At 72.9% G+C, this 23,476-nt stretch carries 21 protein-coding genes and 1 pseudogene; 12 read left to right on the top strand and 10 right to left on the bottom strand.

Features of this window, described 5'->3' with window-relative positions:
- Positions 1-241: 241 nt before the first annotated feature.
- Both ACFO60_RS17005 and ACFO60_RS17000 read left to right on the top strand, forming a co-directional pair.
- Positions 242-1,993 (top strand): trypsin-like peptidase domain-containing protein, encoded by a 1,752-nt coding sequence (locus ACFO60_RS17005; protein ID WP_380841302.1) that lies wholly within the window; start codon positions 242-244, stop codon positions 1,991-1,993.
- Positions 1,994-2,112: 119 nt separating this feature from the next.
- Positions 2,113-2,511 (top strand): sec-independent translocase, encoded by a 399-nt coding sequence (locus tag ACFO60_RS17000; protein WP_380841301.1) that lies wholly within the window; start codon positions 2,113-2,115, stop codon positions 2,509-2,511.
- A gap of 230 nt (positions 2,512-2,741) precedes the next feature.
- Here the strand turns inward: ACFO60_RS17000 and ACFO60_RS16995 are convergent, their stop codons facing one another.
- Positions 2,742-3,881 (bottom strand): Mrp/NBP35 family ATP-binding protein, encoded by a 1,140-nt coding sequence (locus ACFO60_RS16995; protein ID WP_380841300.1) that lies wholly within the window; start codon positions 3,879-3,881, stop codon positions 2,742-2,744.
- A gap of 121 nt (positions 3,882-4,002) precedes the next feature.
- Here ACFO60_RS16995 and ACFO60_RS16990 point away from each other — a divergent pair, with 121 nt between their 5' ends.
- A complete protein-coding gene (locus ACFO60_RS16990; RefSeq protein WP_380841466.1) occupies positions 4,003-4,452 on the top strand; it encodes a MarR family winged helix-turn-helix transcriptional regulator in 450 nt (149 codons plus the stop codon).
- Here the strand turns inward: ACFO60_RS16990 and ACFO60_RS16985 are convergent.
- Both ACFO60_RS16985 and ACFO60_RS16980 read right to left on the bottom strand, forming a co-directional pair.
- Positions 4,440-4,940 (bottom strand): DUF1003 domain-containing protein, encoded by a 501-nt coding sequence (locus ACFO60_RS16985; RefSeq protein ID WP_380841299.1) that lies wholly within the window; start codon positions 4,938-4,940, stop codon positions 4,440-4,442. The two genes, ACFO60_RS16990 and ACFO60_RS16985, sit on opposite strands and share 13 nt — an antisense overlap.
- Complete coding sequence (locus ACFO60_RS16980; RefSeq protein ID WP_380841297.1) at positions 4,930-6,219, bottom strand: magnesium transporter MgtE N-terminal domain-containing protein; 1,290 nt, start codon at positions 6,217-6,219, stop codon at positions 4,930-4,932. Before ACFO60_RS16980 ends, ACFO60_RS16985 begins: the two co-directional genes overlap by 11 nt.
- Before the next feature lie 143 nt (positions 6,220-6,362).
- On the opposite strand from ACFO60_RS16980, the gene ACFO60_RS16975 reads away from it, so the two are divergent.
- Both ACFO60_RS16975 and ACFO60_RS16970 read left to right on the top strand, forming a co-directional pair.
- Positions 6,363-7,040 (top strand): EamA family transporter, encoded by a 678-nt coding sequence (locus ACFO60_RS16975; protein ID WP_380841295.1) that lies wholly within the window; start codon positions 6,363-6,365, stop codon positions 7,038-7,040.
- Positions 7,041-7,046: 6 nt separating this feature from the next.
- Positions 7,047-7,175: pseudogene (locus tag ACFO60_RS16970) on the top strand (EamA family transporter); the annotation flags it as partial.
- A gap of 62 nt (positions 7,176-7,237) precedes the next feature.
- Here ACFO60_RS16970 and ACFO60_RS16965 read toward each other — a convergent pair.
- Both ACFO60_RS16965 and ACFO60_RS16960 read right to left on the bottom strand, forming a co-directional pair.
- Positions 7,238-7,624, bottom strand: a complete 387-nt coding sequence (locus ACFO60_RS16965; protein ID WP_380841294.1) for a hypothetical protein — start codon at positions 7,622-7,624, stop codon at positions 7,238-7,240.
- A gap of 113 nt (positions 7,625-7,737) precedes the next feature.
- Complete coding sequence (locus ACFO60_RS16960; RefSeq protein ID WP_380841292.1) at positions 7,738-8,310, bottom strand: biotin transporter BioY; 573 nt, start codon at positions 8,308-8,310, stop codon at positions 7,738-7,740.
- Positions 8,311-8,455: 145 nt separating this feature from the next.
- On the opposite strand from ACFO60_RS16960, the gene ACFO60_RS16955 reads away from it, so the two are divergent.
- Positions 8,456-9,397, top strand: coding sequence for an HpcH/HpaI aldolase/citrate lyase family protein (locus ACFO60_RS16955; RefSeq protein WP_380841291.1), 942 nt, complete (start codon positions 8,456-8,458; stop codon positions 9,395-9,397).
- An 18-nt stretch (positions 9,398-9,415) separates the two neighbouring features.
- On the opposite strand, the gene ACFO60_RS16950 is transcribed toward ACFO60_RS16955, so the two are convergent.
- Both ACFO60_RS16950 and ACFO60_RS16945 read right to left on the bottom strand, forming a co-directional pair.
- Entirely contained in the window at positions 9,416-9,997 is a 582-nt protein-coding gene (locus ACFO60_RS16950) for a DUF6529 family protein (RefSeq protein WP_380841289.1), read from the bottom strand.
- Between the two features lie 217 nt (positions 9,998-10,214).
- Positions 10,215-10,898 (bottom strand): hypothetical protein, encoded by a 684-nt coding sequence (locus tag ACFO60_RS16945; RefSeq protein ID WP_380841288.1) that lies wholly within the window; start codon positions 10,896-10,898, stop codon positions 10,215-10,217.
- 160 nt (positions 10,899-11,058) lie between these two features.
- Between ACFO60_RS16945 and ACFO60_RS16940 the strand changes: the two genes are divergently transcribed.
- Both ACFO60_RS16940 and ACFO60_RS16935 read left to right on the top strand, forming a co-directional pair.
- Positions 11,059-12,168 (top strand): CPBP family intramembrane glutamic endopeptidase, encoded by a 1,110-nt coding sequence (locus ACFO60_RS16940; protein ID WP_380841287.1) that lies wholly within the window; start codon positions 11,059-11,061, stop codon positions 12,166-12,168.
- Positions 12,169-12,440: 272 nt separating this feature from the next.
- Complete coding sequence (locus tag ACFO60_RS16935) at positions 12,441-15,824, top strand: beta propeller repeat protein (protein ID WP_380841286.1); 3,384 nt, start codon at positions 12,441-12,443, stop codon at positions 15,822-15,824.
- Between the two features lie 75 nt (positions 15,825-15,899).
- On the opposite strand, the gene ACFO60_RS16930 is transcribed toward ACFO60_RS16935, so the two are convergent.
- A complete protein-coding gene (locus tag ACFO60_RS16930) occupies positions 15,900-16,343 on the bottom strand; it encodes an NUDIX hydrolase (protein WP_380841285.1) in 444 nt (147 codons plus the stop codon).
- A 27-nt stretch (positions 16,344-16,370) separates the two neighbouring features.
- Here ACFO60_RS16930 and ACFO60_RS16925 point away from each other — a divergent pair, with 27 nt between their 5' ends.
- The 3 genes from ACFO60_RS16925 (at position 16,371) to ACFO60_RS16915 (ending at position 18,867) form a co-directional block, all read left to right on the top strand.
- The gene (locus ACFO60_RS16925; protein ID WP_380841284.1) at positions 16,371-17,051 is read left to right on the top strand and encodes a DUF6758 family protein; all 681 of its coding nucleotides are present in this window, start codon (positions 16,371-16,373) and stop codon (positions 17,049-17,051) included.
- A gap of 123 nt (positions 17,052-17,174) precedes the next feature.
- Positions 17,175-17,891, top strand: a complete 717-nt coding sequence (locus ACFO60_RS16920) for an MBL fold metallo-hydrolase (protein WP_380841282.1) — start codon at positions 17,175-17,177, stop codon at positions 17,889-17,891.
- 1 nt (position 17,892) lies between these two features.
- Positions 17,893-18,867, top strand: coding sequence for a RecB family exonuclease (locus tag ACFO60_RS16915; RefSeq protein ID WP_380841281.1), 975 nt, complete (start codon positions 17,893-17,895; stop codon positions 18,865-18,867).
- Positions 18,868-18,939: 72 nt separating this feature from the next.
- Here ACFO60_RS16915 and ACFO60_RS16910 read toward each other — a convergent pair whose 3' ends face one another.
- Both ACFO60_RS16910 and ACFO60_RS16905 read right to left on the bottom strand, forming a co-directional pair.
- Complete coding sequence (locus ACFO60_RS16910) at positions 18,940-19,815, bottom strand: alpha/beta fold hydrolase (protein ID WP_380841280.1); 876 nt, start codon at positions 19,813-19,815, stop codon at positions 18,940-18,942.
- A gap of 196 nt (positions 19,816-20,011) precedes the next feature.
- Positions 20,012-21,874 carry a DEAD/DEAH box helicase gene (locus ACFO60_RS16905; RefSeq protein ID WP_380841279.1) on the bottom strand — a complete coding sequence of 621 codons (1,863 nt, stop codon included), beginning with the start codon at positions 21,872-21,874 and terminating at the stop codon, positions 20,012-20,014.
- Between the two features lie 539 nt (positions 21,875-22,413).
- On the opposite strand from ACFO60_RS16905, the gene ACFO60_RS16900 reads away from it, so the two are divergent.
- On the top strand, positions 22,414-23,151 hold the full coding sequence (locus ACFO60_RS16900; RefSeq protein WP_380841278.1) for a ferritin-like fold-containing protein: 738 nt from the start codon (positions 22,414-22,416) through the stop codon (positions 23,149-23,151).
- The last annotated feature ends 325 nt before the right edge of the window (positions 23,152-23,476 follow it).

The raw sequence follows: 23,476 nt of genomic DNA, 5'->3' as shown, positions 1-23,476 counted from the left end.
AGAGCACAAGAGCCGGGAGCCGGGCCCCGGAGGGGGTCTCCGGGGGCCGAAGGCGGCCTCCGGCCCACCCGCTCACTGAGCCGCACGTGCTCAAGGGGCCGGTCAGGGGCCGCCCCGGTCACGCCACGGCGGTCGCGGGCATACGATCGGAGAGATTCGTCGGGACGTTTACGGCGCTCGTATGCGGTCCGCGCGAGAATCTGGCGTAGCCACGTAGACCGGCCTCGGGAGTGAGCCTTCGATGACCGACGAGACACGTACCTTCGACAGCGGGGACGTGGCCACTCCACCCCAGCGGTCCGGGGATGGCTCGACGTCGGGGTCTCCGGACGGCGGCATGCGGGTCAGGCCCGAGTTCCTGCCCGCCTCCGACGCCTGGCCGTCCGGCGGTCCTGGGCGTGACCCGTTCGCGGGCGAGCACGCCGGCCAGGGACGCGACCCCTTCGCCGCCGAGCACCCCGGTCGCGACCCTCACACGGGCGAGCACGCGGCCCCGGGGCGCGATCCGTTCGCGGGCGAGGGCCGCGGTCCCGGGCGAGACGCGTTCGGCGGAGACGGCGGCACCATGCAGTTCCCCGCCGAGGGAGACCGGCAGGCGTCGCGCCCAGGTGAGACCACCGGCCTGATCCCGTTCGCGGGCGAGGGCCCCGCACGGTTCGGCGAGGGCCGGCGGCCCGGCGGCCGTCCCGGCGACGAGGGAGCCTCCGGGTGGGGCAACCCGTCCGGCGGGCCGCTCCCGCCCTCGCCAGGGGGCTCGTACGGGCCGCCTCCTCCTCCGCCCCCGCGCACCGCGTTCGGCATGGGACCGGGCTGGGCCCCGCCCCCCGGGCCGCCGCTCGGCGGCCCAGGAGACCCTGGCGTCCGCGGTGCCCGCGGGCCGAGGACGGGTGTGCTCGTGGTGCTCGCCGTCGCCATAGCCCTGGTCGCTTCGACGCTCGGCAGCGCGGGCACCTACCTGCTCACCCGGTCGGGCGGCTCGGGCCTCAACCCGTCCTACAGCCTCGGCACGCCGACCGGCGTCGTGATCAACCGTCCTCCCGACTCGGTGGCCGGCGTGGCCTCGAAGGTCCTGCCGAGCGTCGTCTCGCTCGACGTGCGGGGCAACAGCGAGGCGGGCACCGGGTCGGGCTTCCTGATCAAGGGCGGTTACATCGTCACGAACAACCACGTGGTGGCCGCGGCGGCGCAGACCGGCAACATCAAGGTGATGTTCAACAACAAGAAGTCCTCGACGGGCACGATCGTCGGCCGCGACCCGAGCTCCGACATCGCCGTGGTCAAGCCGGCCGACACCTTCGGCGCCCCCGAGATCACCCTGGGCAACTCCGACCGGGTCGTCGTCGGCGACCCCGTCATCGCGATCGGCTCGCCGCTGGGGCTGTCCGGCACGGTGACCACGGGCATCGTCAGCTCGCTCAACCGCCCGGTCACCGCCGGCGGCGAGAGCGGGTCCGAGTCGTCGTTCATCAACGCCATCCAGACCGACGCGGCGATCAACCCCGGCAACTCGGGCGGGCCGCTGGTCAACGGCGCCGGCGAGGTGATCGGCGTCAACTCGGCCATCGCGACGCTGGGCAACTCCTCCTTCGGCTCGCAGAGCGGCAGCATCGGGCTCGGGTTCTCCATCCCGGTCAACCACGTGCGGCGCATCGCCGAAGAGCTCGTGACGACGGGCACGGCCAAGAAGTCCCGCATCGGCGTCTCGATCGACGAGGACTACCAGGGCGAGGGCGTCCGCATCGCCGCCACGCCGCAGGGGGGCCAGCAGCCGGTCATCTCCGGCGGCCCGGCCGACAAGGCGGGGCTGAAGCCCGGCGACGTCATCCTCGAGGTCGACGGCTCGCCGGTGACCCAGCCGTCCGAGCTGATCGTCACCATCCGCAGCAAGGCGCCCGGCGACAAGGTGACCATCAAGTACCAGCGGGACGGCAGCGAGCGCACCACGACCGCGACCATCGACGCCGTGCCCGTCCCGACGCCCCAGCCGTCGTGATCGAAGACCGCCTCATTGCGCCCCACGCCGGGCCGGGCATTACTCTGGGGGAAGCCATGTCGCCCTCGGACGAACCCGGCCGACGGCAGGCGTGGGCGTAGGAAACGTAGGAGATCACCGTGTTCGGACTCGGCTGGCCTGAGGTCTTGGCACTCGTGGTCATCGCCCTTCTCGTCTTCGGGCCCGAGAAGCTGCCGCAGGCCGCCGCGCAGGCGGGCCGCACGCTGCGGCAGATACGTCAGATGGCCAACAACGCCAAAAGCGATCTGCAGGACAACCTCGGCCCCGAGTTCGCGAACTTCGACCCGACCGACCTGCATCCGAAGAACTTCGTCAGGAAGCACCTGCTGCAGGATCTCGAGGACGACTGGAAGCGGCCGGCCGCCGATGACCGCGTTCCCCCCTACACCGAGCCGTACACCGACGCCTATGGCGGCACTTCCGACGTCTACGCCACCACGGCGGGCGACGAGCTGGGCTACGGCGAGATCCCCCCGTACGACGTCGAGGCCACCTGAGCCCGCACGACTCGGACAGGTCCGCGCCCGCGCCACACGGACGAGAGGCCGTCCGCGCCCCGTGCCACACGGACGGCGGGCCACCTGAGCCCGTGCCACACGAACGAAGGGCCGCCCCCACTGGGGGCGGCCCTTCGCGTGTGCGGCGGGTTCTCCCGCCTTCTCCGGCCCCTGGGGGGACGGTGCGGCGGGGTTCACCTCCCGCCCCAGGGCGGGGCGGGAGGGCGGGCTCAGCGGCCTGAAGGCGAGAGCCCGAGCTGGAGGCCCTTGATGCTGCTGGACCTCTTGCTCAGGCCGTCGGCGATGCGCCGCAGCTCGGCGGCGGCGGGGGAGTCGGGGTCGGTGAGCACGAGCGGCTTGCCCTCGTCGCCGCCCTCGCGCAGGCGCAGGTCGATCGGCACCTGACCGAGCAGGGGGACGCGCGTGCCGAGAGTGCGGGTGAGGCCGTCGGCGACGGCCTGGCCGCCGCCCTCGCCGAAGACCGCGATGCGCTCGTCGCAGTGGGGGCAGGGCAGCCACGCCATGTTCTCGATGACGCCGGCGATCTGCTGGTGGGTCTGCGTGGCGATCGACCCCGCGCGCTCGGCGACCTCGGCCGCGGCCTGCTGCGGGGTGGTCACGACCAGGATCTCGGCGCCGGGCATGCGCTGCGCCACCGAGATCGCGATGTCGCCGGTGCCGGGGGGCAGGTCCATGAGCAGGACGTCGAGGTCGCCCCAGTAGACGTCCGCCAGGAACTGGTGGAGCGCGCGGTCGAGCATCGGGCCGCGCCAGACCACCGGGTTGTTGCCCGGGGGCTTGAACATGCCGACCGAGATGACCTTGATGTCGTGCGCCACCGGCGGCATGATCATGTCTTCGACCTTGGTCGGCCGGTCGCTCACCCCGAGCATGCGCGGGATGGAGTGGCCGTAGATGTCGGCGTCGACGACGCCGACCTTCAGGCCCGAGGAGGCCATCGCCGCGGCCAGGTTGACGGTCACCGACGACTTGCCGACCCCGCCCTTGCCGCTCGCGATCGCGAAGACACGGGTGAGCGAGCCGGGCTTGGCGAAGGGGATCTCCTTCTCGGGGCCCCGGTTGCCGCGCAGCTTGGTCTGCAGCCCTTGGCGCTGCTCGGCGCTCATGACGTCCAGGTCGACCTGGACGGAGGAGACGCCCTCGACCTTGGAGACCGCGGTGGTGACGTCGCGGGTGATCGTGTCGCGCATGGGGCATCCGGCGACGGTGAGGTAGACGCCGACCCGCACCACCCCGTCGGGGGAGATGTCAACGCTTTTGACCATGCCGAGGTCGGTGATCGGCCGGCGGATCTCCGGGTCGTTGACCGTCGCCAAGGCGGCCGTCACCAAATCTGGGGTGGGTGCCATGGATCCATGCTACGAACCCAGGGACGATCCGACGAACTCCGCCTCTCCTCTAGCGCTAAACAGCGATGAAAAGGGTGGTGTGGCCGTTTATGCAACCTTCTAGGATGACCCCGTGACGTCCATGACGACGGAGATCACTCCTCAGCAGCTCACCGTCTGGCGCATGGTGCAGCGGGCCCAGATCCAGATCACCCGCAGCCTCGAGGTCGAACTGCTGAGCGGGCACGACCTGGCTCCCGCCGCCTACGACGTCCTGGCGCGGCTCTCGGAGGCCCCTGAGCGGCGGCTGCGCATGAACGACCTGGCCGAGAAGGTGCTGCTGTCCCGCAGCGGGCTGACCCGGCTCATCGACCGCCTCCAGCGCGACGGCCTGGTCGAGCGCGAGGCGTGCGCCAGCGACGCCCGCGGCCTGTTCGCCGTCCTGACCGACGCGGGAGGCCGCCGCCTCGCCGAGGCCACCCCCACCTACCTGCGCGCGGTGCGCGGCCAGTTCCCCGGTGTGCTGGACGAGGAGGAGCTGCGCCAGTGCGCCGCCACCCTCGCCAAGCTCTCCGTCCGTTACCCCTTCTGACCTCCGGCGCCGTCCTCGCGGGCGGCCGGGCGCCGTACCTCCTCCAGCAGGTGTTCCAGCTCGCCCCTGATGTAGTCGCGGGTCGCGAGGTCGCCGAGGGCCAGGCGCAACCCGGCGATCTCCCGGGTCAGGTACTCCACCTCGGCCTGGTTGCGCTCGCCCGCCATCCGGTCCTGCTCGCTCTGCACGCGGTCGCGGTCGGCCTGGCGGTTCTGGGCCAGCAGGATCAGCGGGGCCGCGTAGGACGCCTGGAGCGACAGGATCAGCGTCAGGAAGATGAACGGGTAGGGGTCGAAGGCCAGGCTCCGGGGAGCCAGGGCGTTCCAGAGCACCCAGACCGCGATGAACCCGGTCATGTAGACCAGGAAGCGTGCCGTGCCGAGGAACCGGGCGATCTGCTCGGAAAGCCGACCGAACGCCTCGGGGTCGTAGTGCGGGCGGATGGAGCGGCGGATCTCGCGGGGCTGGTCCAGCCGGTTAACCGCCACCGCCCACCTCCCGCGCCGCGCCGTCGCCGCTCTCTGAGGCGTCTTCCCCGTTCGGCTCCCGTTCGTCGCGCTCGCGCCAGCCCGGCGGCAGCAGGTGGTCCAGCACGTCGTCCACCGTGACGGCGCCGACGAGCCGCCCCAGTTCGTCCACCACCGGGGCCGCGACCAGGTTGTAGGTGGCCAGGTACGCGGTCACCGCCGGCAGGGGCAGGTGGGGCCGGATCGGGTCGATGCTGTTGTCGATGGCGCCTCCCACCAGCGAGGACGGCGGCTCGCGCAGGAGCCGCTGGAAGTGGGCCACGCCCAGGTACTTGCCGGTCGGCGTCTCGCTCGGCGGCCGGGCGACGTAGACCTGGGCGGCGACGGCCGGGGTGATGTCCTGGCGCCTGATCTCGGCGAGCGCCTCGGCGATCGTGGAGTGCGGCGGCAGCACGATCGGCGCGCTGGTCATCATGCCGCCCGCGGTGTTCTCGGCGTAGTTGAGCAGGCGCAGCACCGGGGCCGCCTCGCGGGGCTCCATGCGCGCCAGCAGCGCCTCCGCCTGCGCCGGCGGCAGGTCCTGCAGCAGGTCGGCCGCGTCGTCGGGGTCCATGGCCGCGAGCACGTCCGCCGCGCGCTCGGCGTCCAGCCGGCTGAGGATGCCGATCTGGTCGCGCTCGGGCAGCTCCTCCAGCACGTCGGCGAGCCGTTCGTCCTCCAGCGCGGCGGCGACCTCCGCGCGGCGTTTGTCGGGCAGGTGGCGCAGGGCGTTGGCCAGGTCGGCGGGGCGGGTCTCCTCGAACGCGGCGAGCAGGTTGGCCGCTCCCTGGTCGGCCTGAACCGCGCCGAACCCGGCGACCTCGGCCCAGTCGACGACCAGCGTCTCGCCGCGGCGCCGCCGCAGCCCCCGTCCGGCGCCGCGCCGCACCGCGACCTTGGTGATGAGCCATTCGCCGGTCCTGGTCTGCTCCATGGCCAGGTCGAGCACGGTGGCCCGCTGGCCGCCGAGCTCGACGTCCAGGTCGAGCAGCTCGCCGATGGCCAGGGACTCGATGGAGTGCTTCTCGAAGCGCCGCAGGTTGATGGCGCCGGTGAAGATGACGGCGTCCGCCTCGATGTTGCGGACGCGGGTGATCGGCAGGAACACCCTGCGGCGCGGTTGGACCTCCACGACCAGGCCGTGCACGCGAGGCGGGTCGTTGGGGCGCATGGCCACGACGACGTCCCGCACCCGGCCGATCTGGTCGCCTTCGGGGTCGAACACCGGGGTGCCGGCCAGCCGGGCGACGAAGATCCTCACCTACCGCAGCGTACGAGGTGACGCCACGCGCGCCGCGTCCACCCCCCGTGAAAGCCGTCTCAACGTACGGTCGCGTCTTGATCTCCCTGGACACCGTGTGACAGCATCAAAAGCATCTGACGGTAATTACGGGATGGTGGCGTATGAAAGGCGGAGCGCTCGCGATAGCCGTCGTGTCGGCCTCGTGCTTCGGCTTCTCCGGGTCCATGGCGAAGCTCGTGGGCATGAGCGGCCTGACACCTCTGCAGGCGGTGTGGGTACGGATGGCGGGCGCCGCGCTGGTGCTGATCGCGGTCCTCGCCGTGTTCCGGCCGAGGTCCCTGCGCATCCCGAAAGGGCGGGGCCGCTTCTTCGCCGCGTACGCCCTGATCGCCGTCGCCGGGGTTCAGGCGCTGTTCTTCCTGGCCATCACCCGGCTGCCGGTCGGCGTCGTGCTCCTGCTGGAGTACGCCTCACCGGTCCTGGTCGTCTGCTGGGTGCGGTTCGTCCGCCGCGTGCGGCTGCCCCGCTCCGCGTACGCGGGGGCGGTGGTCGTGCTCGCCGGCCTCGGCGTCGTCGTGGAGGTCTGGCGGGGGATGAGCCTGGACGGCATCGGGCTGCTGCTCGGCCTCATCGCCTCGGCGTGCTGCGCGGGGTACTTCCTGATGAGCGACGGCTACGGCGACGACGTCGACCCGCTCGGCCTCATCGCCTGGGGCATGGCCGGCGCCGCGCTGGTGCTCACGCCCCTCTCGCAGGCGTGGAACATCCCCTGGGAGGCCTTCGGGACCACCGTCACGGTCAACGGCCGCGACATCCCCGTGCTCGCCGCCACGCTCTAGCTCATCGTGGTCGCGACCGTGCTGGCCTACGTGACCGGCGTCACCGCCGTGCGCCGCCTGTCCGCCGCCATCGGGGCCACGGTGTCCTCACTGGAGGTGGTCGCCGGCGCGGTGATCGCCTGGGCGCTGCTCGCCGAGCGGCTCGGCACCGCCCAGATCGTGGGCGGCGCGATCGTCCTGGGCGGGGCGCTGCTGGCTCAGACCGCCACGTCGGGCCTCAGCCGGACGATCGAGGCGCCCGAGGCGGCCCACCTGCCCGCGAGCCCCGCCGTGCCGGAGGCGTTGAGCCGCTCTTTGACCAGGGCCGCCACCGCCCCGGTCTCGGTCTCGGACGGCGCCGACTGATCGACCGGCTCCACGTCGGCGTCGAAGGAGACCAACTCGGCGCCGTTGTCCTTGCTGCGCAGCGTCACCCGCACCCGCGAGGCGCCGGTGAGGCCGGGCAGGGACTGCTCGCCGCCGCCGGTGACCAGGTAGATCGCGCCTTGGTGCCAGACATGCCATGCCAGCCGGTCGCGTCCCGCCAGCGAGACCCACAGGATGCCCGACTTCTTGGCACCCTCTTCGATCAGCGCAAGACTCATACTCGCAATGTACGGCGTGTTCCGGCCCGCGCGTCAGCCGGCCGAGGGCCGCCCGGGTGGTTCACCTGGGGCGGCCCTGAGGCTCAGCGGTACACCGGTTCAGCGGCTCCGGCTCAGCGGCCGGCGAGCTTCCAGGCGGCGGGCAGCAGGCCCGCGGCCGCCGCGACCTTGATCGCGTCGCCGATCAGGAACGGCACCACGCCCGCGGCGAAGGCGGCGGACAGGCTCATGCCCGTGGCCACCATGAGCCACGGCACCCCGACGGCGTAGATGAGGACCGTGCCCAGCGTCATCGTGGCGACGGTGCGCGCCGGGGTGCGGTCACCGCCCCTGCCGGCGAGCACGCCGACGACGGAGGCGGCGAGGATGAAGCCGACGACGTACCCGAGCGTCGCGTTGCCGCCCGAGGAGGCGAACCACGGCACGCCGAGCTGGCCGATCAGCAGGTACAACGCCATGCCGAGGAAGGCGCGGGGCAGGCCGAGCGCCGCGCCCGCCAGCAGGACGGCGAAGGTCTGCAGCGTCAACGGCACGGGGGTGCCGGGCAACGGGATGCTCACCTGCGCGGCGAGCCCTGTGAGGCCCGCGGCCCCGATGACGAGCACGACATCCCTGACGATCTTGCCGGGGATGAGGTCGGACAATACGGCGGGCCGGAGCACCGCCGCGGAGGCATCAGATGCCATGACTATCTCCCTTACCGAGTCTATATAGGACATTGTCCGCATAAGGGCCTAGATAGCGGTACGAGATCCGCGCCAAGAAGCGATGTCCGGCTTTGTGACGGCCCCACAGCCTCGCCCGGACGCCGGGGGAGGCTAGCGTTTGCGCATGCGCTCTCGTCGTTCGTGCCTCGCCGTGCCCGGCAGCAACCCGCGCTTCCTCGAGAAGGCGCAGGGCCTGCCCGCCGACGAGGTCTTCCTCGACCTGGAGGACTCCGTCGCGCCGCAGGCCAAGGAGCAGGCCCGCAAGAACGTCGTCGAGGCGCTCCGCGAGGGCGACTGGGCCGGCAAGACCCGGGTCGTGCGGGTGAACGACCTGACCACCGCGTGGACCTACCGGGACGTGATCGACGTCGTCGAGGGGGCCGGGGACGCGCTCGACTGCCTGATGCTGCCCAAGGTCGAGGACGCCGTCCAGGTCGCCTGGCTGGACCTGCTGCTCACCCAGATAGAGAAGGCGACCGGCCTGCCGGTCGGCGGCATCGGCGTCGAGGCGCAGATCGAGAGCGCCCGCGGCCTGGTCAACGTCGACGCCATCGCCGCCTCCTCACCCCGCCTTGAGACGCTCGTGTTCGGGCCCGCCGACTTCATGGCCTCGATCAACATGAGAACCCTGGTCGTCGGGCGGCAGCCGCCCGGCTACACCGAGGGCGACGCCTACCACTACGTGCTGATGCGCATCCTGATGGCGGCCAGGACGCACGGCCTGCAGGCCATCGACGGCCCTTACCTGCAGATCAAGGACCTCGACGGGTTCGAGATGACCGCGCTCAGGTCAGCGGCGCTGGGCTTCGACGGCAAGTGGGTGCTCCACCCGACGCAGATCGAGGCGGCCAACCAGGTCTTCTCGCCGTCCCAGGAGGACTACGACCACGCCGAGCTCATCCTGGACGCCTACGAGCACGCCACGACGGTGGACAGGCGCGGCGCGGTGATGCTCGGCGACGAGATGATCGACGAGGCCTCCCGCAAGATGGCCCTCGTCGTCGCCGCCCAGGGCCGCGCCGCCGGTCTTTCCCGCACCAGGTCCTTCCAGCCCCCCGTCTCCTGACCGCCGGGCGGCGCCACGCTAGAACGTGACGCCGATGGTCGTGAAGAACCAGAAGGACGACGTCAGCCACAGGCCCGTGAGCGCGGCGAAGACGAGCCCGCCGAGCACGGGAAGCGTCCACCCCGGCAGGTCGCGCTTGGGCAGCGACAGCATCTTGGCGACGAACACGCCGTAGAAGAACGAGCCCAGCAGAGAGTGGATCATCACGCGGGGGACGTCGAACTGCGCGCCGAGGGCGTACAGGCAGTGGAACGCCACCGGCACCGACAGCAGGAAGGCCGCGCGGCCGGACCAGCGGTGCAGCGTCCCGGTCCACGAGGGGGCCCGCAAGCCGGGGATCCTGCCGTACATCGCGAGCGCCGAGACGAGCTGGACGATCGCGAGAAGGAAGGCGCCGGTCGCCAGCCACGACTTCATGGCCTGGGCGCCGGAGAAGCCGGCGAGGCCGACGGCGTATCCGGTGGGCGTGTGCGCGCGCCCGTACACCCCGAGGGCGACGGCCACCAGGCCGCCGGCGAGCAGCGGCACGAGGTAGGGGGCGGAGCTCTTCGCCCGCGCGGGCTGCTCCTGCTGGAGTGGAGGGAGCTGGGGGACGGTCATGACGGGCGTTCCTTGTCGTGAGGGAGGTTCGAGCGGCCGGACCACCTCGTGAGGGAGAGGCCGGGTGTTCAGAGGACCTGGTGAGGCAGGTCCGAGCGGCCGGAGGACCTCGTGAGGGAGGACGGGCGGCCGGGCCCTGCGCGGCTTCGCCGAGCTGACGCGGCGCGCGCAGGAGGACGTCGTGCGGGGAGGACGAGCGGACCCGGGACGGTCCTGGTCAGAGGCCGTCGATGAAGGCGTCGGCGTCCTCGGGGAGGAGCTCGGTGCCGCCGACGGTCACCGGGGAGCCGGGGGTGAGCTTCGGAGCCGCCTGGGCGGAGTCGCCGACGTCGACCAGGCCCACCTGACGGCCGCCGGGCAGGATGATCCAGCCGCCGACGACCTTGGCGCCGCGGATCACCGCGGTGGCGCGGTACAGGCCCGACGGCTTCTTGACGAGCGGAGCGGAGAAGCGCCACTTGGCCTTGCCGACCTGGAGCCGGCCCTTGGCCCTGCCGTCGCCGAGCGCCGCGGTGATCAGCGAGCCCTTGCCGGCGAGCGTGAGCGTGTTGTTCTCGGCGGTGCCCTTGAGCCAGGACTCGATGCGCCCGTCGCAGAAGTAGGCGACCGCCTTGCCGTTCTTGACCGAAAGCGCGACCAGCCCGCCGTTGCCCTGGGCCACGCCCGCGTAGTCGGCGCGCTTCGGGGTCGGGTCGGCGGCCTCGGTGGGGGCGGCGGACGCGCTCGCGGCGGCCGTCTCCGCGGGCTCGGGGGCGACCGAGGTGGTCGCCTTGGCGGCCGGAGCGCCCGAGGCGGCGGAGGCGTTGTCCGTGCGCGGCATGGTCTGCACGCTGAGAACGCCGAGCCCGAGGGCGAGGACCACCCCCGCGCCGAGCGTGTGAAATGGCCCTGGCCTTTTCATGATCTGCTCCTGAAGTATGTCGGGTTATGGCATGCAGCATCTGCCCTCGGGCGCGCCGCGTCTATGAAGAAATGCGCAGAACGGTCGTCGGGCGCGGGACGTCGTCCCTGAGCGCCGGGCGACCGCCGGGCGGCGGGAGGGTGCGAGGACAATGACGTATATGCACGATCCGTCGCAGGCGCACCAGCCACAGCCGCAGCCGCAGCCGGGGGCCGGAGGGCCGGGACGTCCACCGGCGGAGCGGCCCCACGACCAGGACGCCTCGCAGGAGGGCGCTCCGGCGTACCGGCCCGGTCCGTACCAGGAGGGCGCGCCGCCCTACTACCCCGGGCCGCAGCCATGGCAGGCGGCTCCGGCGCCGGCGCCGTGGGTCGTGCCGCCGCCTTCCGGCGCGCGCTACGACCATCTGGCGCGCACGGCGATGCACCGCTGGTGGCGCCCGATCGCCGGGTCGGCCGTCATCGCCGTCGCCTTCCTGGGCGCGGGCCTGATCGTGATCTTCGTCGGGATGGTCGTCGCCGAGCTGGCGGGCGTGCCCGTGCTCCTGTCGGACGACCGGCTCTTCGGGCAGCCGGTCTTCGAGCTGGCCGTCCTGCTGCTGTCGATCGCGCTGGTCCTGCCGGTCGTGTTCCTGACCGCGTGGCTGGTCCAGCGCCGGCCGCCGGGGACGCTCTCGTCGGTGGCGGGACGGCTGCGCTGGCGGTGGCTGCTGGTGTGCGCCGGTGTGGCCCTGGTCGCGCTGATCCTCGGTCAGGCCGCCATGGTCGGGACGTACGCCCTCACCGGGGAGGACATCGGCGCCCTGTTCGGCTGGGTGGGCTGGGAGCGCTTCCTGCCCGGGCTCGTGGTGATCCTGCTGCTGGTGCCCTTCCAGGCCGCGGCCGAGGAGTACATGTTCCGGGGCTGGGTGCTGCAGGCCTTCGGCGCGTACGTGCGGACACCGTGGCCGGGCATCCTGCTGGGCGCGGCCCTGTTCACCTCGCTGCACGCCTACACCGACTGGGGCATCATCGACGTGTTCAGCTTCGGCGCGCTGATGGGCTGGCTCGCGGTGCGCACGGGCGGGCTGGAGGCGCCCATCGCCCTGCACGTGGTCAACAACGTTCTGAGCTTCCTGCCGGCCGCTGCCGCCGGCGAGCTGGAGGGCGCTCTGCGGCAGGGCGCCGTGCCGTGGCAGGCCCTCTCCGGCACGGTGGTTCAGTTGGCCTTTTTCGCGGTTGTCATCGTAATAATCGCCCATAAGTGGTCAATTCAGACTCTGACTCGATAAATCTGACTAGAGAGGTCTCGCCAGAAGGGCCCTCGGCGTGTTGCCCTAAAGGTATGCGGGTCGGTGGTCGGCCCCAGGGAGGTGCGCGGTGCCGGCGAGGGCGAGAAGCGGCCAGGGTTCTGTCCGGTTATGTGATCACCGGGCAGGGTTTGGGTATCGGTACGATCGCAAGTGATCCGTCGCAGGTGCGATGGATGCGCTGGAGTCCGGTGGAACGGTCCCCATGTGCGGCCCTCAAACCGGGTTAGCCTGCCGACGAGGAGGTGCTGAGCGTGGTCTCGGGCCCCCACGACCCGCGCTCGTCATGGCGGTCCGCGGACGACGACGCCGACCGCGACGTCGCGTCAGGCTCGTCCAAGCCCCATCAGGCTCGGACCTCCCCCCAGGTGCTGCACCACTCCCCGCCGGGACCGTCCGATCCCCGCTCACGGGACCTGCCCCTGGACTCCCCATGGGCCCTCCCGCCCTTCGGCGCGCCGACGCCGGACGAGCGGTCCCCCGCCGGCGATGACGACGACGGCGCCCAGGCGCCGAGGCCCTCCTCGACCGGCCGCCACCCGTACGCGCGGCCGTACGGAGGCGGGGCCGCGGAGCCGCGCCACAGTTCCGGCCGGGAGACGCCCGAGCCGCCGGCCGAGTCCTCCTCCGGCTGGACCCCCGAGGCCCCCGCCGCCTGGGGTTCCGACTCCGGCCGGAGCCCCGAGGCCCCCGCCGCCTGGGGGTCCGACGACTCCTCCGGCTGGGGTTCCGAGGACTCCGCCGCATGGAATCCCGAGGCCCCCTCCTCGCCGGACGGCGAGCCGGGGTGGCCGTCGCGGCGCATCGTCGACCGGCCCGACAAGCTGGTCGCCTCCGGGCCTCCTCGCACGCCGCCGCAAAGCCCTCCGGCGCGGGGCGTCTCGCGGGAGCGGCCGGAGATCCGGGTCGAGCCGAGCATCCCGGCCGAGCCCGAGAGCGGGACGCGCACGTCACGCCGATCGGCCTCCCGCGGCATCTCGCGGTCCGGCGGCACGCCCCCGCGCAGCGACCCGTACGCGGCCCGCGGAGCGTCCCCGCACGGTGACCCGTACGCCACCGGCGGCGCGGCCGCTCCGGACGACTTCCACGCCTCCGGCGATCCGTCCAGGGGCGAAGACCCGTACGCGACCGGCGCCGGCGACCTGCCGGCGTTCGGCGAGCACCCCGAGGAGCGCATCGGCCGGCCCCCCGACGGGCGGCCGGTCCGGCCCGACATCCTCGTGGCCTCAGGCCCGCCGCGGTCGCGCGGCGGGCGCGGCCGGCATCACCGCGACCAGCCCGCGCCCCGCGCCCCGCGCCAGACCCGCGAGACCCGCCGCCCGCGCCTGCGCCCGCCCGGCCGAGGCCTGCTGACCCCGATCTTCGTGGTCGTCGTGCTGCTGGCGGCGGCCGGCCTCGGACTGGTGATCGTCAACTGGGTGAACTCCCCGACGAGCTCGGGCCTGAGGCTCGCCGCGGGAGACGGCGGCTCGGGCGACCAGGCGTTCGTGGCCCCGCCCGGCGTCAGCGGCAACGGCTCCAGCCAGGTGCTCAACGCCGTCACCTCCGTCGGCTCGACCGTGGTCGCGGTCGGCAGCGACACCACCAGCCCGGTGCCCCGGCCGCTGTTCCTGGTCTCCACCGATCGCGGCAAGACCTGGCAGATGGGCCGCGTGAACGGCGCCGCCGGATATCAGCCCGCCGGTTCGGCGGGCCTGGTCACCGGCGGAGACGGCCGCTGGCTGGCCGCGGGCACCGAGGCTCCCGGCGCCGCCGGCGCCGCCGCCAGGGGCATGTGGACCAGCACCGACGGGCGTACCTGGACGGCGGTCGACCCGTCGCGGCTGTCGGCGTTCTGGAGCGGCGACCGGATCACCGACCTGGCGCGGACGGCCGGCGGCTTCGTCGCCGTCGGCTCCACGACCTTGCAGGACGGAGGGTACGGCCCGGTGGCGTGGGTGTCGCCGGACGGGCTCGCCTGGAGCCGCGTGGACACCGGCGAGATCGGCGCCACCGACAAGGTGCGCGCCATCCGCGCCGTCGTGGCCCGGGGGGACGCCGTCGTGGCGCTCGCCGACCCCGGCAAGGGTGACACCACGTCGGTCATCCTGCGCTCGCCCGACGGCGGCAGGACATGGCTGCGCACCGCCGCCGCGCTGCCCGGCGTCCGGCCGGAGCCCGGCGCCCTCGCGGTGGCCGGCAAGGGCTTCCTCATGGTCCCGACCCTGCAGAAGTCGGACGCGGGCGAGGTGCGGGTCTACTGCTCCGAGCTCGGGGACGAGTGGCGCCAGTGCGGGGTGATCGGCGGGCTGGGGCGCGAGGCGACCGGCGTGCGCGGCCTGGCATCCTCGGCGGCGGGCGTCGCGGCGGTCGCCGAGTCGGGCTGGGAGCGGTACGCCGTCTTCACCAGCACCGACGGCAAGAACTGGACCGAGAGCACCGACCTCGGCCAGATCCCCGGCACGCTGCGCGGCCTGGCGATCACCGACGCGGGCACGCTGGTGGCCGCGGGCGACCAGCGGTCCGGGGGCCTGGACAACCTGCCGGTGCTGATGATGGCGGACAAGGGGAAGCCGGCCGCCCCGGTGCCGCTCGCGCAGATCAGCGGCCTCACCCGTTCGGCCCGCGAGACCACCGCGCTGGTCGCCGCGGGCCAGTCGTTCGTCGCCGTCGGCTCGGTCAAGGGCGACGCCGGCATCTGGACGAGCGCGACGGGCCAGAACTGGAAGCCCGTCAACGTGCCGGCCCTCGGCGGCGCGGGGAGGCAGGCGTTCAACGACGTCGCCCACGGCGCCCACGGCTGGCTCGCGGTGGGCAGCACGACCGCCGACTCGGCGTTCGTCCGCCCGCTGCTCGCGACGTCCACCGACGGCAGGACATGGCGCGAGGGCCCCGAGTCGCCCGCTTTCGGGGCGTCCGGACGGTACGCCGTGGTGCCGCGCGTCGTCGCGGCCGGGCCGAACGGGTACGTCATGGCCGGTGACGACAGCGGTCCGGGCGGCGTGGTGGCCGCCCTGTGGTTCTCGCCCGACCTCAAGCGCTTCTCGAGGGCCGCGCCGCAGAGCCTGCCGGCGGGCGGCGCGGACGTGCGCATCGACGACCTCGTGGCCACCGAGGGCGGCTACCTGGCGATCGGCGGGTCGGGCACGGCCGGCCGCACCTCCGGGGTGGTCTGGTCCTCGCGCGACGGACTCAACTGGACGGCGCGCAAGCGGGTCATCCCCGAGGGCGCCCGCGCGGCGAACCTGCACAGGGTGGTCCTGCACGACCAGCGCATCGTGGCGGTGGGCGGCGCGACCAACGACAAGGGAGTGGAGCAGCCGTTCTCGGCCGTCTCCACCGACGACGGCGTCACCTGGCGCTACTCGTGGCTGCCGGCCGACGCCGCGGCGAGCGTGCTCGACCTGGCAGACTCCAAGGACGGTCTGGTGGCCGTCGGCTCGTACGGGTCGCCCGCCACCGGGGACAGCACGGTCTGGACGTCCGCGGACGGTGACGACTGGCAGCGGCACACACTGACCGGTGACGGCATGACCGGCGACGGCGCCCAGTGGCTCAGCGCCATCGCCGTCATCGGAGACCGCGTCGTCGCCGTCGGCCGGTCGACCACCTACACCTCCGACCACCTCACGCTGTGGCGCACCTCGTTCAGCCGCTGACCCTCCGGGCGGCCTCGGCACGGCCGGGAGCCGCCTCTCAGGGGGACTTCGGCACGGCCGGGAGCCGCCGCCTCCTCAGGGCGACTTCGGCACGGCAGGGCCCGTGAAGCCGGGGTCGCCGGGGCCCGCGGGGAGCACCCGCCAGGTGACCAGGACCTCCAGCAGGCCCGGCGTGAGCGGGAGCCCCGCGAGGTCACCTGGGGCGAACCACCCCACGGCGGAGGCGTCGTCGCCCGCCCGGGGCGTGCCCTCCCGCGCGGTCGCGAAGTAGTCGTGGATCTCGTACACCACCCCGCCCGGGCCGGGGCGCTCGACGGTGCCCGCGAGGCCGCCGACCGACACCGTGAGGCCGGTCTCCTCCAGCAGCTCGCGCCGCAGCGCGCGGGCGTCGGACTCGCCCGGCTCGACCCTGCCACCGGGCAGCGACCACAGCCCCACGCCGGGCGGGCGCCCGCGGCGGACGAGCAGCAGCCGGCCGTCGTCGTCGATCATCACCGCGCCCACGCACCTCACGAGCATGTGCCAAGATTACGCCGCGATAACGGGATGGCCCTTGACTTACCCGCGCCGGCGGAAGCACCGTGGATAACTGTGAGAGCCGCGCCCACCTGCCCTCGGTGTTTCGGCACGCTACGCCCGCCAAGCGCCTGGTCGAGCGCCTGGCGTTGCGGCGTGCACGGGGCCGTCCTGCCCTTCCACACCAGACGCCCCTCCAGCGAGGCGCTGGAGGTGATCCGCAAAGACGCGCCGGTTCCCTTCTGGCTGCCGTGGCCGCTGCCGGCGGGATGGCTGGTCACCGGTTTCGGCGACGCCGGGGACGAGCGCACGGGCACCCGTGCGGGGGTGGTCGCCTGCTCGGGCCCGTCGGTCACCCACGGGCCCGCCGACCTGGTGATCGTCGCCGAGGAGCCCGGCATGGGGCTCGGCGCGGCGTTCGCCGGCCTGGACGGCCCCGACCCCGGGCCCGGCTTCGACGCCGGGCCGCCGAACGCCAAGGTGGAGACGCGCGGGCATCCCACGGCGCTGTGGTGGGTGGAGGGCCGGCCCGACCGCGCCGTCTACGTCGGCGAGGCGATGGGCGAATGGCTGTGGGTCATCGGCTGGCCTGCCGAGGCGGGGTGCCTCGTGGCGCTCACCCAGCTCTCGCTCCGCGACCTGCGCGACCACGACCAGGAGCTCGACCTGCCCTTCGGCGCCTTCTCGCCCCGTCTCGGGGAGGAACCGTGACGCGCTCGCGCGGACGGCCGGCGGCGGCCGCGTCGCGCGGACGGGCGGGCCCGGCGCCGATCGGCGGTAATGCGATCGCGGTAGATATCGAGACGGGCACGAGTGTTCGGTAAGGTCGTGGCCGTGACAGCGCGTATCGAGCGAGTGGTGACCGAAGGCGTCGTGACGATCGACGGCGCCGAACACAAGGTCGAGAACAACACCTGGATCATCGGTGATGACGAGGAGGTCATCGTCATCGACCCCGCGCGCGACGCGGAGACGATCCTTTCGAGTGTGGGCGACCGCGAGATCCTCGCCGTCGTCTGCACACACGGCCTGCCCGACCATGTGGGCGGGGCCATCGAGGTTTCGGCGCGCGACGAGGCCGTCGTCGCGCTCAACCGCAAAGATCGCCAGATCTGGCGCGAGACCTGGGCCGAGACCTACCCCGACATCGACATGGAGGACGAAGGCATCTTCGGTGTCGCCGACGTCGAGCTGGAGGTCATGGCCACGCCCGGCGTCACGCAGGGCGGCGTCTCGCTCTACGTGGAGGCGCTCGGGGTGGTCTTCACCGGCAAGACCCTGCTGGCGGACGGGCCGGGCAAGCTCGGCGGCGAGTATCCCGCCCTCGCCGACCAGCTGACGGCGATCGGCGAGCGGCTGTTCACGCTGCCGCACGACACCCGGGTGCTGCCCGCCCACGGCGAAGAGACCACCATCGGCGACCAGGAGCCGCACTTCGACGACTGGCTGGCCGGGTCGCTGACCCGCGGCGCCGACGACGACGAGGTCGCCGAGGGGCCGCTGGCCGACGGCACGCGCGTCTCGGGGATCAAGCTCAGCTTCGACGAGTGACGTGCTGCAACTCGGCCTGGAAGGCATGCCCCGGCGGCTGTACTCCTGCACGCCGTCGAGGCTGAACGCCTGGCTCGACTGCCCGCGTCGCTACCGCTTCACCTACCTCGACCGCCCGGCGCCGCAGAAGGGGCCGCCGTGGGCGCACAACAGCGTCGGCGCCTCGGTCCACAACGCGCTGGCCGGGTGGTGGCGCGAGCCGTACGAGCGCAGGACCCCCGCCATGGCGGGTGTCCTGCTCACCAAGGGCTGGATCACCGAGGGCTTCCGCGACCAGGAGCAGTCCACGGCCTGGCGCGACCGCGCCAGGGCCATGGTGACGGGCTACACCAGCACGCTCGACCCCTCCGACGAGCCGGTCGGGGTCGAGCGCACGGTCGCGACGCGCACGGCGGTGATCGCGGTGTCCGGGCGCGTCGACCGCATCGACCGGCGCGGCGACGAGCTCGTCATCGTGGACTACAAGACCGGCCGCAGGCCGCTCACCGAGGACGACGCCCGCTCCTCGCTCGCGCTGGCGATCTACGCCGCCGCGTCCTCGCGCGTGCTGCACCGTTCGTGCCACAAGGTCGAGTTGCATCACGTGCCGACGGGCGAGATCGTCGCCTGGGAGCACACCGACGAGTCGCTCGGCCGTCACCTGCGCCGGGCCGAAGAGATCGCCACGGAGGCCTCCGAGGCCGACGAACGCTACAAGGAGTGGAAGGCAGGCAGCACCGCCGCCACGCCCCGGCGCGCCTCGCGTCAAGGCTCTTCCACGCCCGGCGCCGGCGCCTCCCGCCCGGCCTCCTCGGCGGACGCCACGGACGCCATGGCGGGCGCCCCGGCCGCCGTGGCGCCGGAGATCGACGCGAGCTTCCCCCCGCGCCCAGGCCCGGTCTGTTCCTGGTGCGACTACCGGCGCCACTGCCCAGAAGGCCAGGCGGCGGGCTCCTCCCGCCAGCCGTGGGACGCCCTGGCATCGGACGGCGGCTGACCTCGGGCGGCCGCACTCCGGATCCGGCGCGCACGCACCCGCTCGCGCGGGGCCGGCCGAGGCCGGGAACGGTCAGGTGTGCGGGAGGTGCTGCTCGGCCTGGTTCCAGAAGCGGGTGAGGGCGTGGGCGGTGGTCTCGGGAGCCTCCACGGCGGGGGAGTGCAGGGCGCCGGGGACCACGACGCAGTCGGCGTCCAGGCGCTTGGCCATCTCGGCCTGACTCGAGGGAGACCAGCCGTCGTCGTGCTCGCCGTAGAGGATAAGGGTGGGCATGCCGACGTCGCGGAGGTCCTCCAGCCGGTCGGGCGCGTCCAGCACCTGCTGGGCCATCGTGACCAGCCCGGTCAGGGAGTTGGCGAACAGCCGCCTGCGCAGGAAGGCGAGGATGTCGTCAGGGACGCCCGCGACGATGGCCTCGGGTTCGAGCCGGTGTGTCCACAGCTGTTCCAGGCCCACCTCGGGCAGCTCGCGGAGCATGGCGCGGCACGCCTGCTCGCGCGGGCCGGTGATGCCGGCGGGGCCCGAGCTCATCAGCGTGTAGGAGGCCAGCTTGGTGGCCCCGCCGATGACGGCCTCACGGGTCACCAGGCCGCCGAACGAGTGGCCGACCAGGTGGACGGGCTCGCCGGCGCCGACGGCGGCGGCCACCTGGTCGATGTCCTCGCCGAGGGCCTCACAGGTGTAGGCCGCCGGATCGTCGGGGCCCTCGGTCTCGTACTGCCCGCGCATGTCGATCGCGACGACGCGCCGCCCCGCCTGGGCGAGCGTCTGGAAGATCGCGATGAAGTCTTCCTTGCTGCCGGTGTATCCGGGCACCAGCAGCGCGGGCCATCGTTCTGGGACGCCGCTGACGGGCAGCGCCTCAAGCGCCGCGAACGTGCCCACAGGCGTCTCGATCCGCTGTTCGCGGACACCGGGAGGCAGGGTCAGGAATCGCGGCGTGCTCACGCGGCACCACGATACTGACGATCCATCATCGCGACACCGTCAAACGCCCTGTGCCGGTTCCCTGGTTGACTTTCCACTCTCTCACCCGATCGGATGGCGGTTCACCGAGATCTGAGCACGGCGCTGGGAACGGCGGGCCGCCGCAAGGGCGTCCCGCCGTTCGGCCGCTCAGGCCCGGTCTTCACGTGCCGCCTGGTCAGCCCCTCCGGGGGCGCTGGTTCGACGGCCGCCGGCGCTGTTGGCGCTGCTCGGAGGCCGCGGAGGGGGCCACGTCATCGTCCGTCGCCAGGTCGGGCGAGCGGAAGACGATCGAGAACGGAGAGGCGGGGATGATCCGCTCCGGCTCGGGGCGCGCGACGGGCGCCTCGTACGCGGTGAAGGCGGGCGACGCCGCCGCTTGGAAGTCTTCGACGCTGATCAGTGCCTCCTGGGCGATGGGTGCCGGCGTGCCGGCGTCCTGCACGGCAGGGGCGGCGACCTCCGAAAGGGCCTCCGACAGGGCCGCCCTGTTCGCGCCTCTGCGGGCGCGCCGGGGCGCCGGCGCCTCTGCGGTCTCGGCCACCGGCAGGGCGGCCTCGGTGGTGATCGCATCCCCGGCCCTGGAACCGGCCAGGGTCTCGGACGCGGCGCCGGAGGTGACCCGGCGCTCGGGCGCGGGCGCGACCGGCTCAGAGACGACCGCGGCCGGTGCCGGGGTCGCGAACTCGACCGGCTCAGGAGCGAGGATGTCGCCCTCGAAGCCGGCGTCGCCGGCGGTCACGGGCTGGGCGGACTCGGCCGCCTGGCCGGCACGGGTGCGGCGGCGCTGGCGGTTGCGGGACGGCCGCTCGCGGCGCTCGTCCCGCTCGTGGCGATCGTCGCGGTCGCGGCGGTCGTCGCGGCGCGAGCGGTGACGCCCGGTCTCGCCGAGGTCCTCGATCTGCTCGGCCGCGAGCCCCGCACGGGAGCGCTGCGCACGCGGCAGCACGCCCTTGGTGCCCTCGGGGATGCGCAGGTCGGCGTAGACGTGCGCGGAGGTGGAATAGGTCTCCGCCGGATCGGCGAAGTCGAGGCCGAGGGCGTTGTTGATGACCTTCCAGCGGGTGAGTTCCTCCCACTCGACGAAGGTCACCGCCACGCCCGTGCGCCCCGCCCGGCCGGTGCGGCCGATGCGGTGCACGTAGGTCTTCTCGTCCTGCGGGCAGTCGTAGTTGACGACGTGGGTGACGTCGTCGATGTCGATGCCGCGCGCCGCCACGTCGGTGGCGACCAGCACGTCGACCTTGCCGTTGCGGAACGCGCGCAGCGCCTGCTCGCGCTGGCCCTGCCCGAGGTCGCCGTGCACGGCCGCGGCGGCGAAGCCGCGCTCTTTGAGCTGCTCGGACACCATGTCGCAGGCGCGCTTGGTCTCGCAGAAGACCATCGTCAGGCCGCGGCCGTCGGCCTGCAGCATGCGGCCGACGATCTCGATCTTGTCCATGCGGTGTGTGCGCCAGACGAACTGGACCGTCTTGGAGACGTCGTCGCTGTCGGCGTCGGGGTTCTCGGCGCGCACGTGCGTCGGGCGCGACAGGTAGCGGCGCGACAGCTGGACGATCTCGCCCGGCATGGTCGCCGAGAACAGCATGGTCTGCCGCTCGGCGGGGACGAGCTTGATGATGCGCTCGATGTCGGGCAGGAAGCCCAGGTCGAGCATGCGGTCGGCCTCGTCCAGGACCAGCATGGAGATCTGGCCGAGGTCGAGGTGCTTCTGCTTCACCAGGTCGAGGAGGCGGCCGGGCGTGCCGACGATGACGTCCACGCCCTGCTTGAGCGCCTCGATCTGCGGCTCGTACGCCCGCCCGCCGTACACGGTCAGGATGCGCGACCCCAGTTTGCCGCCGGCGACCACGAGGTCTTCGGTGACCTGGAGCGCCAGCTCGCGGGTGGGGACGACCACCAGGCCGCGGGGCTTCTTGCGGTTCTTGCGGGGCTTGCCGACGCGCTGGAGCATCGCCACGCCGAAGGCGTAGGTCTTGCCGGTGCCGGTGCGCGCCTGGCCGATGACGTCCTGTCCGCTGATCGCGAGTGGAAGGGCCATCTCTTGAATGGGGAACGGGGAGATGATGCCCTCGGTCTCGAGGGCATCAGCGATCTCCGGTATGACTCCAAGGTCTCGGAACGTGGTCAGCTCGGCCTGCCTAGGTCTCCTGCGAAGGCAGGCTTCCGGGACCGCTGGCAGAAGTGACTCGTGCCGGGCCCGCGCGGAAAAGCCAACCCTCATCTCGTCTCGGCGACCGCCGCGGCATATAACGCGTGGGGGCAATCAGGCGATGATCTCCCTGAAGACATACTGCGGTCGCACTCTTACAGGGCAGTGTACTCGATACCACAACAGTGAGCCGATTTCTTGGTGTTCGACACCGTGAACGGCTGTGTCTCCGGCGTTCTCCCCGGTGGTGTCGGCGGAACGCGGCTCTCACGGGCCCGCGCGCGGCCGTCGCGCCGCGCGCTCCCCGCCGGACCGCCGGGGGTCCGGCGGGGAGCGCCGGGATCCAGCCGGAACGGCCGGCGGGGGGCCATGGGCCGTGGCGGACGGCCGGGGTCCACGGGCCCGGCCGATCCTCGTACTCTGCATCCATGAGTGATTCCCCTGCCGGTGTGGTCGACCTGCTCGGCGTTCTGGCCTACGCCGAGCTGACCGCGTTCCTCAGGCTCGCCGAGGACGCCGCCACTCTCGCCCCCACGCTGACCGACCGCGCCGAGCTCAGCGACCTCGCCGCCACCGAGTACGCCAACTTCCGGCTCGTGCGCGACCGGCTGTCGGCCCTCGGTGTGGACCCGGAGGAGGCCATGGCCCCGTTCGTCGCCTCCCTGGACGACTGGCACGCGCAGACCCGGCCGCGCGACTGGCTGGAGGCGCTGGTCAAGGCGTACGTCGGCACCGGCATCGCGGGCGACTTCTACCGCGAGGCCGCCCGGCACGTGGACCAGGAGACCCGCGCGATCGTCAACGAGGCGCTGGCGGAGGAGGTCCGCTCGCAGTTCGTGGTCGAGCGGGTGCGCGCGGCCCTGGCGGACAACCCCAAGCTCGGCGGCAAGCTCGCGCTGTGGGCGCGCCGGATGGTGGGCGAGGCGCTCAGCCAGGGGCACCGGGTGGCGGCGGCGCGCCCCCACCTCGCCCTGCTGCTGGTCTCGGCCGCCTCGGCGGAGGCGAACGGCGGCTCCTCCGCGAAGGACGACGGCCCGTCCACGCCGACCGGCGGCCCTTCCGCCGATTCGGGCACCGACCTGGTGGAGATCGGACGGCTGTTCGCCCGCCTCACCGAGGAGCATGGGCGGCGTATGTCGGCTCTCGGCCTCGTTCCCGGGCCCTGAAAGCCGTGTTTCGGACTTCTGGCGGAACAGGTGCGTTGATCGAGGGGCGCGAAGGGCCCGCGCGGTTGTAGCGTGCGAACATGAGGGCCTCGCGCCGCTACGGCAGTTTCCTGATGAGATGTGGACCGAACCGCTGGACGACCCGGCCGGTGTTGCGAAGGGGGAGCGCCGGTTGCCCGGCGGTCAGCCACAAGCGGGACGAGGTGCGGCCCGCACGCCGTCCCTGTGGTTGCTCGCTCCGATCGCGAGAAGAGTGCGCGGGCCTGTAGGGCCCGCGACGGGGCCCGAGAACGGCCCCGCTTCACCACCCGCGCGCTTTGGGGAG

The organism is Sphaerisporangium dianthi, assembly GCF_042654065.1.
In the GTDB taxonomy this organism is placed as follows: Bacteria; Actinomycetota; Actinomycetes; order Streptosporangiales; family Streptosporangiaceae; genus Sphaerisporangium; species Sphaerisporangium dianthi.
This window is presented reverse-complemented; position numbering and strand designations above follow the sequence as displayed.